9 protein-coding genes are annotated in these 13,682 nt (G+C 71.2%); 3 read left to right on the top strand and 6 right to left on the bottom strand.

The genetic code is table 11. The features are described 5' to 3' along the window. Positions 1–11: 11 nt before the first annotated feature. The 4 genes from OG885_RS30220 to hrcA form a co-directional block, all read right to left on the bottom strand. Positions 12–761: a 16S rRNA (uracil(1498)-N(3))-methyltransferase gene (locus OG885_RS30220; RefSeq protein WP_405737355.1), complete on the bottom strand. Its 750-nt coding sequence runs from the start codon at positions 759–761 to the stop codon at positions 12–14. Next, positions 758–1,846, bottom strand: coding sequence for a nitronate monooxygenase (locus OG885_RS30215; RefSeq protein ID WP_405737353.1), 1,089 nt, complete (start codon positions 1,844–1,846; stop codon positions 758–760). Before OG885_RS30215 ends, OG885_RS30220 begins: the two co-directional genes overlap by 4 nt. A gap of 337 nt (positions 1,847–2,183) precedes the next feature. Further along, on the bottom strand, positions 2,184–3,320 hold the full coding sequence (gene dnaJ / locus OG885_RS30210; RefSeq protein WP_405737350.1) for a molecular chaperone DnaJ: 1,137 nt from the start codon (positions 3,318–3,320) through the stop codon (positions 2,184–2,186). Then, on the bottom strand, positions 3,321–4,337 hold the full coding sequence (gene hrcA, locus OG885_RS30205; RefSeq protein ID WP_405737348.1) for a heat-inducible transcriptional repressor HrcA: 1,017 nt from the start codon (positions 4,335–4,337) through the stop codon (positions 3,321–3,323). A 163-nt stretch (positions 4,338–4,500) separates the two neighbouring features. On the opposite strand from hrcA, the gene OG885_RS30200 reads away from it, so the two are divergent. Together OG885_RS30200 and OG885_RS30195 are read left to right on the top strand one after the other, a co-directional pair. Next, positions 4,501–5,232, top strand: a complete 732-nt coding sequence (locus OG885_RS30200) for an MBL fold metallo-hydrolase (protein ID WP_405737345.1) — start codon at positions 4,501–4,503, stop codon at positions 5,230–5,232. A 31-nt stretch (positions 5,233–5,263) separates the two neighbouring features. Continuing rightward, positions 5,264–6,067, top strand: coding sequence for a DUF3097 domain-containing protein (locus OG885_RS30195; protein WP_405737343.1), 804 nt, complete (start codon positions 5,264–5,266; stop codon positions 6,065–6,067). 97 nt (positions 6,068–6,164) lie between these two features. On the opposite strand, the gene hemW is transcribed toward OG885_RS30195, so the two are convergent. Next, entirely contained in the window at positions 6,165–7,397 is a 1,233-nt protein-coding gene (gene hemW, locus OG885_RS30190) for a radical SAM family heme chaperone HemW (RefSeq protein ID WP_405737340.1), read from the bottom strand. 27 nt (positions 7,398–7,424) lie between these two features. Continuing rightward, positions 7,425–9,413, bottom strand: a complete 1,989-nt coding sequence (locus OG885_RS30185; RefSeq protein WP_405737337.1) for a SpoIIE family protein phosphatase — start codon at positions 9,411–9,413, stop codon at positions 7,425–7,427. Between the two features lie 102 nt (positions 9,414–9,515). Between OG885_RS30185 and OG885_RS30180 the strand changes: the two genes are divergently transcribed. Further along, positions 9,516–13,679, top strand: coding sequence for a HAMP domain-containing protein (locus tag OG885_RS30180; RefSeq protein WP_405737335.1), 4,164 nt, complete (start codon positions 9,516–9,518; stop codon positions 13,677–13,679). Positions 13,680–13,682 lie beyond the last annotated feature (3 nt).

Here is a 13,682-nt window from a genome sequence, read left to right as displayed (position 1 = left end):
CGGAGGATCGGTCAGGACCAGCGGCCGGTGCGGCCGAGGAGCAGGGCCGCGGCCGCCGTCCCGGCGGTCGACGTACGCAACACGGTAGGGCCCAGCACGTACGCCTTCGCACCGGCCTCCTCGAAGAGCGCCAACTCGTCCTTGGCGACGCCCCCTTCGGGGCCGACGACGAGGACGATCTCACCCTCGTCGGGGAGGCCGGCGGTGGCGAGCGCCTGGCTGCCGCGCTCGAAGTCGGAGTGGAGTACGGCGGCGAAGTCGGCGCGGGCGAGCAGCGCGGCGACCTGTTTGGTCGTGGCCAGGTCCGCGACCTCGGGGAAGCGGACGCGGCGGGACTGCTTGCCGGCCTCGCGGGCGGTGGCCCGCCACTTGCCGAGCGCCTTCAGCCCGCGGTCGCCCTTCCACTGGGTGATGCAGCGGGCCGCCTGCCAGGGCACGACGGCGTCGACGCCGACCTCGGTCATGGTCTCGACGGCGAGTTCACCGCGGTCGCCCTTGGGGAGGGCCTGGACGACGGCGATGCGCGGCTGCGCCACCGGTTCCTCGCTGACGCGGTCCAGTTGGACGATCAGCCGGTCCTTGCCCTCGGTGCCGAGCACGACGCAGTCGGCCCAGCGGCCGGCGCCGTCGGTGAGGATGACGTCCTCGCCGGGCTGGAGGCGCTTCACGGAGACGGCGTGCCGTCCCTCGGGGCCGTCGAGGACGTAGTGGCCGCCGCCACCGGCGTCGAAGTGCTCGACCACGAACACGGGAGCGGTCATCGCGGGTCACCTCCGGCGTTCCGGAATCCGGACAACGCTGTCGTGGCGTCGGCGAGTTCGGCCGCCAGCACCTCCACGAGCTGCCCGGCGGGCAGCGGGCGGGCCATCCGGTGCCCCTGTCCCGCCCACAGGGCCATGCCCTGCGGGTCACCGGCCTTGGCGGCTGCCTTGCGCAGGGGGGAGGTGAGGTGGTGGACCTCGGGGTAGGCGGCGGGGGCGTACGGACCGTGCTCGCGCAGGAACCGGTTGACGAGCCCGCGGGCCGGCCGTCCGGAGAAGGCGCGGGTCAGTTCGGTGCGGACGAAGAGCGGGTTGGTCAGCGCCTGCTTGTGGAGGTCGGCGGCGCCGGACTCGGAGGTGGCGAGGAAGGCGGTGCCGAGCTGGGCGGCACTGGCGCCCGCGGCGAGGACGGCGGCGATCTGGCTGCCGCGCATGAGGCCGCCGGCGGCGACGACCGGGATCCCCACGGTTTCCCGGATCTGCCCGACGAGCGAGAGCAGCCCGAGCCCGGCGCCGTCGGTCTCGGGGATGTCCCGATGGGTGCCCTGGTGTCCGCCGGCCTCGACGCCCTGCGCGATCACCGCGTCGGCCCCGGCCCGCTGCACGGCGAGGGCCTCGTCCGGGGTGGTCGCGGTGACGAGGGTGAAGGTCCCGGCCCTCCGCAGCGCCTCCAGCACCTCACCGCCCGGCACCCCGAAGTGGAAGGAGACGACGGGTACGGGATTGTCGAGGAGTACGGCGAGCTTGGCGTCGTATCCGTCGTCCCGGCCGCTCTCGGGGTCGCCGAGCTCGGTCTCGTACCAGGCGGCTTCCCCGGCCAGCTGGTGCGAGTAGACGTCCACGGCGGCCGGGTCCGCGTACTCGGGCTGCGGCATGAACAGATTAACGCCGAAGGGCCGTCCGGTGAGCCCGCGCAGCTGCTTGATCTCCTGGTACATGCCGTCGGCCGTCTTGTACCCGGCGGCAAGGAACCCGAGCCCCCCGGCGTCGGACACGGCCGCGGCCAGCCGCGGCACGGAGACCCCGCCCGCCATGGGGGCCTGCACGATCGGATGGGGGAAGAGATCGGTCAGCGCGGAGGACATGCCCGCATGTTGTCACGTCCCCCGAACAAGTCCGAATCCAGCCTTCCACCTGGCATAGTCCACTGATGCCACTGGGCGCCGAGCGGCTTTCACCGTCGACGCCCAGCCCGCGTCAGCGACCGTTGAACGCATCCTTCAGCCGCGAGAACAAGCCCTGCTGCCCCGGCTGACTGTGCCCACCCGGGGGACGACCCCCGGGACCCCCAGCAGCACCCCCAGCCCGCCTCAGCGACCGTTGAACGCATCCTTCAGCCGCGAGAACAAGCCCTGCTGCCCCGGCTGACTGTGCCCACCCGGGGGACGACCCCCGGACCCCCAGCAGCACCCCCAGCCCGCGTCAGCGACCGTTGAACGCATCCTTCAGCCGCGAGAACAAGCCCTGCTGCCCCGGCTGGAACTGCCCCTGGGGCCGTTCCTCGCCGCGCAGCTTCGCCAGTTCGCGCAGCACGCGCTCCTGCTCCGGGTCCAGCTTGTTCGGGGTCTGCACCTCGACGTGCACGATGAGATCGCCCCGGCCGCCGCCCCGCAGATGCGTGACACCGCGCCCGTGCAACGGGATCGACTGCCCGGACTGCGTGCCCGGCCGGATGTCGACCTCCTCCATGCCGTCCAGCGTCTCCAACGGCACCTTCGTGCCGAGCGCCGCCGCCGTCATCGGGATCGTCACCGTGCAGTGCAGATCATCACCGCGCCGCTGGAACATCGCGTGCGGCAGCTCATGGATCTCGACGTACAGGTCACCGGCGGGACCGCCGCCGGGCCCGACCTCGCCCTCACCCGCGAGCTGGATCCGCGTGCCGTTGTCCACACCGGCCGGGATCTTCACGGTCAGCGTGCGACGGGAGCGGATCCGGCCGTCACCGGCGCACTCGGGACACGGCGTCGGAACCACCGTGCCGAACCCCTGGCACTGCGGGCACGGACGCGAGGTCATGACCTGGCCCAGGAAGGACCGCGTCACCTGCGAGACCTCACCGCGCCCGCGGCACATGTCACACGTCTGGGCCGAGGTTCCCGGCGCCGCGCCCTCACCGTTGCAGGTGTTGCAGACGATGGCCGTGTCGACCTGGATGTCCTTCGTGGTGCCGAAGGCCGCCTCGTCGAGCTCGATCTCCAGCCGGATCATCGCGTCCTGGCCGCGCCGGGTGCGCGAGCGCGGACCGCGCTGGGACGCCGTACCGAAGAACGCGTCCATGATGTCCGAGAAGTTCCCGAAGCCACCGGCGCCGAAGCCGCCCGCGCCCCCGCCGCCCGCCTGGGACAGCGGGTCGCCGCCGAGGTCGTAGACCTGCTTCTTCTGCGGGTCCGACAGCACCTCGTAAGCGGCGTTGATCTCCTTGAACCGCTCCTGGGTCTTCGGATCCGGGTTGACGTCCGGGTGCAGCTCGCGTGCGAGCCGACGGAACGCCTTCTTGATCTCATCCTGCGACGCGTCGCGGCGCACGCCGAGAACGGCGTAGTAGTCCGTGGCCACTTACGACTCCGCCAGGATCTGTCCGACGTACCGTGCCACCGCTCGTACCGCTCCCATCGTTCCCGGGTAATCCATGCGGGTCGGTCCGACCACGCCGAGCTTGGCTACTGCCTCGCCGCCCGAACCGTAGCCGACCGACACCACCGAAGTTGAGTTGAGTCCCTCATAGGCGTTCTCGTGACCGATGCGTACGGTCATGCCCGAATCCCCGGCCTCGCCAAGCAACTTGAGGAGCACGACCTGCTCCTCCAGTGCCTCCAGGACCGGCCGGATGGTGAGGGGGAAGTCATGTCCGAAACGGGTGAGATTGGCGGTGCCGCCGATCATCAACCGCTCCTCGTTCTCCTCGACCAGTGTCTCCAACAGCGTGGAGAGCACTGTCGCGACCGTACCCCGATCCTCGACGTCGAAGCCCTCGGGCAGGTCCTCGACCAGCCGCGGCACATCGGTGAACCGACGCCCCGCGACCTTGCTGTTGAGCCGCGCCCGCAGATCGGCCAACGAGGCCTCCCCGAAGGGCGCCGGGCAGTCGACCATGCGCTGCTCGACCCGGCCCGTGTCGGTGATCAGGACGAGCATCACCCGCGCGGGGGCGAGCGAGAGCAGCTCCACATGCCGCACGGTGGACCGGGTCAGCGACGGATACTGCACCACCGCCACCTGCCGGGTGAGCTGCGCGAGCAGCCGCACGGTCCGGGCCACCACGTCGTCGAGATCGACGGCGCCGTCGAGGAAGTTCTGGATCGCGCGCCGCTCGGGCGCGGTCATGGGCTTGACGCCCGCGAGCTTGTCGACGAACAGGCGGTAGCCCTTGTCGGTGGGGATGCGCCCGGCGCTGGTGTGCGGCTGGGCGATGTACCCCTCGTCCTCCAGGGCGGCCATGTCGTTGCGCACGGTCGCCGGGGAGACGCCGAGGCTGTGCCGCTCGGTGAGGGCCTTGGAGCCGACGGGCTCCTCCGTCCCCACATAGTCCTGGACGATGGCGCGCAGCACCTGAAGCCTGCGTTCACTCAGCATCGCGCACACCTCCAGAAGTCGATCCCCAGGCCCCTGCCTGGCACTCTGTCCGTCCGAGTGCCAGCGTTCCCCGCGGCCCAGTGTACGGCGGTGGGGTGCCACCCGGGCAAGGTCGGTCGGGGTGTGACAGCTCGTGAACCGCTCGTACGGCTAGCGTCGCGGTATGACGGTGACTTGGGAAGAGCTGGGGTGGCAGCGGGTCGCGGCCGGGGTGGGCCGGTGCCGGCTGCCGGTCTGGGACTGCACGGCGGGCCTGGTCGTCGGGGCGGAGACGGCCCTGTTGGTGGACGCCGGGTCGAGCCTCGCGGAGGGGGCGCGGCTGCGGGCGCAGGCGGAGTCGCTCGCCGGGCACCGTGTGACTCATCTCGCGCTGACCCACCCCCACTTCGACCATGTCTTCGGCGCGGCGGCGTTCGCGGGCGCGGAGGTGTTCGGGCCGGTCGGCATGGACACGCTGCTCGGCCAACAGCAGGCCCGCGCGGAGCTGCGCGCGGACGCGATCCGCAACGGCCTGGAGGTGGGGCGGGCCGACGAGGCCGTGGACTCCCTCACCCACCCCCGTCATCTCGTCTCCGGCGAGTGGACCCTCGACCTGGGCGGCGGCCGGCAGGTCCTGCTGGCCAACGTCGGCCCCGGGCACACCGCACACGACCTCGCGGTGCTGGTGCCGGGCTCGCCCGAGGTGGTGTTCTGCGGCGATCTGGTCGAGGAGTCCGGTGATCCGCAGGCGGGTCCGGACGCCGTACCGTCGCACTGGCCGGCCGCCCTGGACCGCCTCCTCGCCCTGGGCGGCGAGGACGCGCTGTACGTGCCCGGTCACGGAGCGGTGGTGGACGCGGCGTTCGTCCGGGCACAGCGCGACGCCCTGGCGCGGCGTTTCGGCGTGTCGCCCTGACCGCACCCCGGCTTCTCCTATCGTCATCCGAATGCGCCAGTACTCCGCCGATCTGACCCCGCCGTGGAAGAAGCCGAAGCCCGTCCCGGAGGTCCCGGCCGAGCCCGGCCTGGTGGTCGAGGAGCCCGGCACCGGTTTCTGCGGCGCGGTGATCCGCTGCGAAGCGGGCACGGTGACCCTGGAGGACCGCTTCGGCAAGCTCCGGGTATTCCCGCTGGAGCCGCGGGGCTTCCTGCTGGAGGGGCGGGTGGTGACGCTCGTACGCCCGTCGTCAGCGGCTCCCGTACGACCCACGCGTACGGCTTCCGGCTCGGTCGCCGTCCCCGGCGCCCGCGCGCGTGTGGCCCGCGCCGGCCGCATCTACGTCGAGGGCCGGCACGACGCCGAGCTGGTCGAGAAGGTCTGGGGCGACGACCTGCGCATCGAGGGCGTGGTCGTGGAGTACCTGGAGGGCGTGGACGACCTCCCGACGATCGTGGCCGACTTCGCCCCGGGCCCCGACGCCCGCCTGGGCGTCCTGGTGGACCACCTGGTGCCGGGCAGCAAGGAGTCCCGTATCGCGGCCTCGGTCACCAGCGAACACGCCCTGGTCGTGGGCCATCCCTACATCGACATCTGGGAGGCGGTGAAACCGTCGTCCCTGGGCATCGAGGCGTGGCCCAGAGTCCCCCACGGCCAGGACTGGAAAACGGGCGTGTGCAAGGCCCTGGGCTGGCCCTCGGAGAACACGGGCGCGGTATGGCAGGCAATTCTGAAGCGGGTGAACTCTTACAGGGACCTGGAGCCGGAGCTCTTGGGCCGAGTAGAAGAACTGATCGATTTCGTCACGGCCTGACTGGACCCACCTAAAGGGGCGCGGGGCTGTGTCCATTTGCGGCTCCGCCGCGTGGGCGCGACCAGCCCCCACCGGCCCGCACCCGCCCAACGACCTCTCAGTCCACCAGGTCCCGCACCACCGCATCCGCCAGCAGCCGCCCCCGAAGCGTCAGCACCGCGCGCCCCTCGTCGTACGACTCCTGCCACAGCAGCCCGTCCGACAGCGCCCGGCGAGCAGCTCGCAGACCCTCCTCACGGAGCAGATCAAGCGGCACCCCTTCCCGCAGCCGCAGCTCCAGCAGAATCCGCTCGACCCTCCGGTCCTCCTCCGACAACACCTCACGCCCCGCCCCCGGCGATCTCCCCGCCGCCAGCGCCGTCGCGTACGCGCCGGGATGCTTCACGTTCCACCACCGCACCCCGCCCACATGCGAGTGCGCCCCAGGACCAGCCCCCCACCAGTCCGCGCCGCGCCAGTACAGCTCGTTGTGGAGACACCGCCCGGCCTCTGAGGTCGCCCAGTTGGAGACCTCGTACCAGTCGAACCCGGCCGCCGCGAACGCGTCCTCCGCGATCAGATACCGGTCCGCGTGCACGTCGTCGTCGGTCATCGGCACCTCGCCGCGACGGATCCGCCGGGCCAGCTGCGTGCCCTCTTCCACGATCAACGCATACGCGCTGACGTGGTCCGGCCCCGCGCCGATCGCCGCGTCCAACGACGCCCGCCAGTCGTCGTCCGACTCGCCCGGGGTGCCGTAGATCAGATCCAGGTTGACGTGCTCGAAGCCCGCCGCCCGCGCCTCCGCCACGCACGCCTCGGGGCGCCCGGGCGTGTGGGTCCGGTCCAGCACGCGCAGCACATGCTGCTTCGCGCTCTGCATGCCGAAGGAGATCCGGTTGAAGCCGCCCGCGCGCAGGGTCGCCAGATACGCCGGGTCGACCGACTCCGGGTTCGCCTCCGTCGTGACCTCGGCATCCGGCGCGAGGCCGAACTCGTCGCGGATCGCCGCGAGCATCCGTACGAGATCACCCGCGGCCAGCAGGGTCGGCGTACCGCCCCCGACGAACACCGTCCGGACGGGACGCGGGTCGTCCCCGAGGACCTTCCGGGCGAGCCTGATCTCGTCGATCAGGGTGTCCGCGTAGTTGTCGCGGGAGGCGAGGACACCGCCGCTGCCGCGCAGCTCGGTGGCGGTGTAGGTGTTGAAGTCGCAGTACCCGCAGCGGGTCGCGCAGTACGGGACGTGCAGATAGAACCCGAGGGGGCGCTCGGCGGCTCCGGAGAGCGCGTGCGCGGGGAGTGCGCCGTCGTCGGGGACGGGCTCGCCGTCGGGGAGTGCGGAAGGCATGCCTTCCATTGTCCAGCACCCCGCCGACTACTCGGCCTGGAGCACCAGCAGGGCAAGATCGTCATCGGGCGGTCGTACGCCGAACTCGTGCACCAGCCGTTTGATGCGCTCGGCGATGAGCGGGGCGGTCAGGCCCGCGCAGCCGGCGAGGGCCTCGGCGAGGCCGTCGCCGTCGTCGAACTGGCGGGAGCCGCTGCGCCGCTCCGTCACCCCGTCGGTGACGCACAGGAGGGTGTCGCCGTGGCGCAGCTCGATGACCTCGCTGGTGTAGACGGCGTCCTCGACGACCCCGAGGAGGGTCTGCGGCTGGGCGACCGTGCGGACCCCGCCGTCCGGGCCCAGCAGCAGGGGCAGCGGGTGGCCGGCGGAGGCGAGGGTGACCTGGACGCCGCCGTCGAAGGGCACGAGCTGGCCGAAGAGGAGGGACAGGAAGCGGGTCTGCGGGCCGTCGGCGGCCGCGGCGAGGCCGGCCGGTCCGGCGAAGGCGCGGGCGGCGGCGTCGGCGGCCTCGGTGGCGTCGTCGAGGAGGAGCTGGTTGAGACGGTCGAGGACATCGGCGACCTCGTACCCCTCGCGGGCCAGCAGCCGCAGCCAGGGCCGGGCAAGGCCGATCACGACGGCCGCCTCCGGGCCCTTGCCCTGGACGTCGCCGATGGCGAAGCACCAGCGGCCGTCGCCGGACGGGAAGAGGTCGTAGAAGTCGCCGCTGGGGCCCGCCTTGTCGCAGGGCTCGTAGACGAGCGCGCTGCTCACCCCGGGGATCTCGGCGACGGCGCCGGGCAGCAGCCCGCGCTGGAGGACGGCGCTGATGGTGGCCTGGCGGGCGTACTGGCGGGCGGCGCTGATGGCGAGGGCGACCCGGCGGCCCAGGTCCTCGACGAGCCCGGTGATCTCGTCGGGGAAGCGCAGCAGGCCCGCCCGTCCGATGACCAGCGTGCCGAGCGGGCGGCCGCCGGCGATCAGGCGGTACGCGAGAGCCGCGCCGTGGGTGCCGTGCGGGCCGAGCGCCTCGCCGGGCCAGGGGAAGGAGACGGGCCCCGAGCGCGGCGGGTCGGGAGGTCGCGGCGCCTCCTTCTCCAGGGCCCGGCGCAGATCCTCGATGAGGTTCTCGCTGCCGTGCCAGACGCGGGCCAGCCGCGGCCCCGGCCCGGCGATCGCGTCGGCGCCCCAGCCTCCGACGCCGCCCGCGCCGTCGGCCTCGGCCCCGCGCGGTGAGCCCCAGCGCCCCATGAGCTCGTCCTCCAGCCACACCGCGCACCAGTCGGCCAGCCGCGGCACGATCAGCTGTCCGGCGAGCGCGGCCACCAGGTCCTCGTCGAGCTGCCCGGCGAGCAGGTCGGAGGCCTCGGCGAGGAAGGACAGGGCGCCTCGGTTGAGCCACTCCCGGTCGCGCTCGGCGCGCTGGGGTTCGGGCGCGAGGATCTCGGCGACCCGCAGACCGCGCTCCCCCGGGTACGGGTCGAGGTCGCCGACGGCCGCACAGCCGTCGTCGGTGAGCCGGGCCCACACCGTCTTGGAGCCGGTGCGGTACGTGATCCCCCACGACTCGGCGAGGGCGGCGACCAGGCGAAGGCCGCGGCCGTACTCCGGTGTGCCGGGGTGGCTTTCCGGCGCGCCGACGGCGAACTCGCTCCTGTCGTACGGCGGTTCGGGCGCTCCGGCGCGCGGGGCGCGCGAGGGGTGGTGGTCGGTGACCTCCACGACGACCGCGCCGGTGGCCTCCATACGGCAGTCCAGTGCGATGTCGGTGCCCGCGTGGACGACCGCGTTGGTGACGAGTTCGCTGGTCACGATCGTGAGGTCGTCGGTGAGGCGATCGGTGAGCTGGTCGGCGCCGGGCAGGCCGAGTTCGGCCCATTCGGCGAGCGCGGCGCGCAGCAGCGCGCGGGCGGCGCCCGGCGCGTGCGAGCTCCCGGAAAGGGTGGCGTGCGCCCGGGCGCACGGGAGCACGCCGTCGGGCACAGGCGCATCAGAGGCACGGGGATCGCTCTCCCGTTGCGTCGGAATGGCCCCCATGTCCAGCTCCCCGAGCAGTTCGGACGAATACACCTCAGCGGATGCGAACAGAGTGACAGACTGACTGCGCCCATAAGCGCCGAGTTACCGAAGTGGGCCGCCATGAGTGAGAACAGTGCTACGCGTGTGCTCGAAGACGGACAGAATCACGACCAGATTCGAGCATCGGATCTGCGTCCGCTGCTCGCCGCGATGACGGCCGCGCGGGACGGGCACTTCTCGAAGGTGCCGGAGACGGGGCACGGCCCCGTCGTGGCCGAGCTGTCCGCGATCTTCAACCAGTTGGTGGACCGCAACGTCCACTTCACCACGGAGGTCCAGCGGGTCAAGCGGGAGCTGGTGCGGCACGGCCGGCTGGACGAGCGGCTCTCGCCGAGCCCGGGTGCCGGCGCCTGGGCCTCCCGGGTCAGCGATGTGAACCAGCTGCTGGACGCCCTGGTCGCCCCGGCCGCCAACGCGACCCGGGTGCTGGACGCGGTGGCCGGCGGCGATCTGACCCAGCGGGTCGATCTGCATGACGGCAACCGCCAGTTGCGGGGCGATCTGCGTCGGCTCGGCCGGGCCGTGAACAAGATGGTCGACCAGTTGTCGCTGTTCACGGGTGAGGTGACCCGGGTCGCCCGCGAGGTCGGCACCGAGGGCCGACTCGGCGGGCGGGCCAAGGTGACCGGCCTGTCGGGCAGTTGGCGGGATGTGACCGAGGCGGTCAACACGATGGCCTCCCGGCTGACCGCGCAGGTCCGTGACATCGCCCTGGTGACCACGGCCGTGGCCCGCGGCGACCTGACCCGCACGGTCACCGTCGAGGCCACCGGTGAGCTGCTGGAACTGAAGCTGACCGTGAACACGATGGTGGACCAGCTCTCCGCCTTCGCCGACGAGGTCACGAGGGTCGCCCGCGAGGTCGGCACCGAGGGGCAGCTGGGCGGACGCGCTCAGGTGCGGGGTGTGAGCGGGGTGTGGAAGGACCTCACCGACAACGTCAACTTCATGGCGTCGAACCTGACTTCCCAGGTCCGCAACATCGCCCAGGTGACGACCGCCGTCGCCAACGGCGACCTGTCGCAGAAGATCACCGTCGACGCGCAGGGCGAGATCCTCGAACTGAAGTCGACCATCAACACGATGGTGGACCAGCTCTCCGCCTTCGCCGACGAGGTCACCCGCGTCGCCCGCGAGGTCGGCACCGAAGGCAACCTCGGCGGCCGGGCCCAGGTGCGGGGCGTGAGCGGCGTCTGGAAGGACCTCACCGACAACGTCAACTTCATGGCGGACAACCTGACCTCGCAGGTGCGGAACATCGCCCTGGTCTCCACCGCGGTGGCCCAGGGCGACCTCGGCAAGAAGATCACGGTCGAGGCCAAGGGCGAGATCCTGGAGCTGAAGTCCACGATCAACACGATGGTGGACCAGCTCTCCGCCTTCGCCGACGAGGTCACCCGCGTCGCCCGCGAGGTCGGCACCGAAGGCAACCTCGGCGGCCAGGCGCAGGTGCGGGGCGTGAGCGGCGTCTGGAAGGACCTCACCGACAACGTCAACTTCATGGCCCTGAACCTGACTTCGCAGGTGCGGAACATCGCCCAGGTGACGACAGCGGTGGCCAACGGCGACCTCTCCAAGAAGATCACAGTCGACGCCCGCGGCGAGATCCTGGAGCTGAAGGACACCGTCAACACGATGGTGGAGCAGCTACGGGCCTTCGCCGACGAGGTCACCCGCGTGGCCCGCGAGGTCGGCACCGACGGCAGACTGGGCGGCCGCGCCCAGGTGCTGGGCGTGTCCGGTGTCTGGCGTGACCTGACCGACAACGTCAACTACATGGCCGACAACCTGACTTCCCAGGTGCGGAACATCGCCCAGGTGACGACAGCCGTCGCCAACGGCGACCTGTCGAAGAAGATCGACGTGGACGCGCGAGGCGAGATCCTGGAGCTGAAGACCGCCATCAACACCATGGTCGACACCCTCTCCTCCTTCTCCTCCGAGGTCACCCGCGTGGCCCGCGAGGTCGGCTCCGAGGGCCAACTCGGCGGCCAGGCACGGGTCGAGGGCGTGTACGGCACCTGGAAGCGCCTGACGACCAACGTGAACGAGCTGGCGTCGAACCTGACCACCCAGGTCCGCGCGATCGCCGAGGTGGCCTCCGCGGTGGCCCAGGGCGACATGTCCCGCTCGATCACCGTGGAGACACAGGGCGAGGTCGCCGAGCTGAAGGACAACATCAACCTGATGGTGGCCAACCTCCGCGAGACCACCCGCGCGAAGGACTGGCTGGAGTCGAACCTGGCCCGTCTCGCCGCGCTGATGCAGGGCCACCGCGACCTGATGGAGGTCGCCGACCTGATCCTGCGCGAGCTGACGCCGCTGGTGAACGCCCAGTACGGGGCGTTCTTCCTGGCCGACCCGGACGAGGACGGCGCATCCATCCGCACAACCGTTCCTGCAAAGGGACTGGCGTTCATCGCGGGCTACGGCTCGGCCCAGGGCGCGACCGTGGAGACCGGCGGCCTCCCCGTGCACGGTCTGGTCCGCCAGGCAGCCCGCGAGAAGAAGCGCATCCTCGTAGAGGAGGCCCCGCCCGACTACATCAAGATCAACAGCGGTCTGGGTGAGGCGGCCCCGACAAGCGTCGTCATCATCCCGATCCTCTTCGAGGACAAGCTCCTGGGCGTCATCGAACTCGCCTCGTTCTCCCGCTTCTCCGACGTCCACCTGGCGTTCTTCGACCAGTTCGTGAACACCATCGGCGTCGCGATCAACACCATCATCGCCAACTCCCGCACGGAGTCCCTGCTCGGCGAGTCCCAGCGCCTCGCGATGCAGCTCCAGGAACGCTCGGACGAACTCCAGAAGCAGCAGGCGGAGTTGCAGCGCTCGAACGCGGAACTGGAGGAAAAGGCCGCCCTGTTGGCCACCTCATCCCAGTACAAGTCGGAGTTCCTGGCGAACATGTCACACGAACTCCGCACCCCCCTGAACTCGTTGCTGATCCTGGCAAGGCTCCTATCCGACAACCCGGACGGCCATCTGTCGGACCAGGAGGTCCAGTTCGCGACGACGATCCACCGCTCGGGCTCGGACCTCCTCCAGCTCATCAACGACATCCTCGACCTCTCCAAGATCGAGGCGGGCCGGATGGACGTCCGCCCGAAGAAGCTCCCGCTGATCAAGCTCCTCGACTACGTCCACGCCACCTTCCGCCCGCTCACCCTCGACCGGGGGCTCGCCTTCGAGGTGGCCGTCGGCAAGGACGTACCGCGGGAGATGTACTCCGACGAACAGCGCCTCCAGCAGATCCTGCGCAACCTGCTGTCCAACGCGATCAAGTTCACCGCGGGCGGCCGGGTCGAGCTCCGGGTGAACCGGGTCAAGGACCCCGAGCGCCGGTACGTCAGGGAGAGCGACGAGGTGATCGCCTTCGCCGTCTCCGACACCGGGATCGGCATCGCGGCCGAGAAACTCCCGGTGATCTTCGAGGCGTTCCAGCAGGCCGACGGCACCACCAACCGCAAGTACGGCGGCACCGGCCTCGGGCTGTCCATCAGCCGGGAGATCGCCGGCCTGCTGGGCGGCCGTATCGTCGCCGAGAGCGAACCCGGCAAGGGCTCCACCTTCACGCTCTACGTCCCCGTCGTCAGCCCCGGCCACCCGGCGACCGGCCCGGTCCCCGAGGACCGCTCCCTGCCGACGGTGCCGGAACAGCTCTCCTCGGAGCCCTACACGGCCGCCCACGACGTGGACGACTCCTGGCCCGCACCGACCAAACTGGAGGCGTGGAAGTCGGGCCGGGCGGGCCAGGTGCTCCCCGGACGCCGGGTGCTGATCGTCGACGACGACATCCGCAACGTCTTCGCCCTCACCCATGTCCTGGGCCGGGTCGGCATGCCCGTCCTCTACGCCGAGAACGGCCGCGAGGGCATCGAGACGCTGGAACGCAACCCCGACGTCGAACTCGTCCTGATGGACATCATGATGCCGGAGATGGACGGCTACGAGACCATCGCCGCCATCCGCCGCACCCCCCGCTGGACGGGGCTGCCCATCGTCGCGCTGACCGCGAAGGCGATGCCGGGAGACCGCGAGAAGTCGATCGCGCGGGGCGCCAACGACTACGTACCCAAACCGGTCGACGTCGACCAGCTGCTGACCGTGGTCTGCGCACTCCTGGACCCCGAGGGCGAGGACGAGACCGATCCCGCCGCGGAAACCGCCGTAGAGGAACCGGACACGAGTGGGGACGTGGCGGTTCCGCCGACGACTGAATGAGGC

Origin of the sequence: Streptomyces sp. NBC_00028, from assembly GCF_045041065.1 — a bacterium.
Classification (GTDB): domain Bacteria; phylum Actinomycetota; class Actinomycetes; order Streptomycetales; family Streptomycetaceae; genus Streptomyces.
Note: the sequence above shows the minus strand (reverse complement) of the source record. Positions and strands in the feature narration are given on the sequence as shown.

Coding starts and splice junctions, on each gene's coding strand:
- OG885_RS30220 (WP_405737355.1), bottom strand. CDS start 761: ATGACCGCTCCCGTGTTCGTGGTCGAGCACTTCGACGCCGGTGGCGGC.
- OG885_RS30215 (WP_405737353.1), bottom strand. CDS start 1,846: ATGTCCTCCGCGCTGACCGATCTCTTCCCCCATCCGATCGTGCAGGCC.
- hrcA (WP_405737348.1), bottom strand. CDS start 4,337: ATGCTGAGTGAACGCAGGCTTCAGGTGCTGCGCGCCATCGTCCAGGAC.
- OG885_RS30200 (WP_405737345.1), top strand. CDS start 4,501: ATGACGGTGACTTGGGAAGAGCTGGGGTGGCAGCGGGTCGCGGCCGGG.
- OG885_RS30195 (WP_405737343.1), top strand. CDS start 5,264: ATGCGCCAGTACTCCGCCGATCTGACCCCGCCGTGGAAGAAGCCGAAG.
- hemW (WP_405737340.1), bottom strand. CDS start 7,397: ATGCCTTCCGCACTCCCCGACGGCGAGCCCGTCCCCGACGACGGCGCA.
- OG885_RS30185 (WP_405737337.1), bottom strand. CDS start 9,413: ATGGGGGCCATTCCGACGCAACGGGAGAGCGATCCCCGTGCCTCTGAT.
- OG885_RS30180 (WP_405737335.1), top strand. CDS start 9,516: ATGAGTGAGAACAGTGCTACGCGTGTGCTCGAAGACGGACAGAATCAC.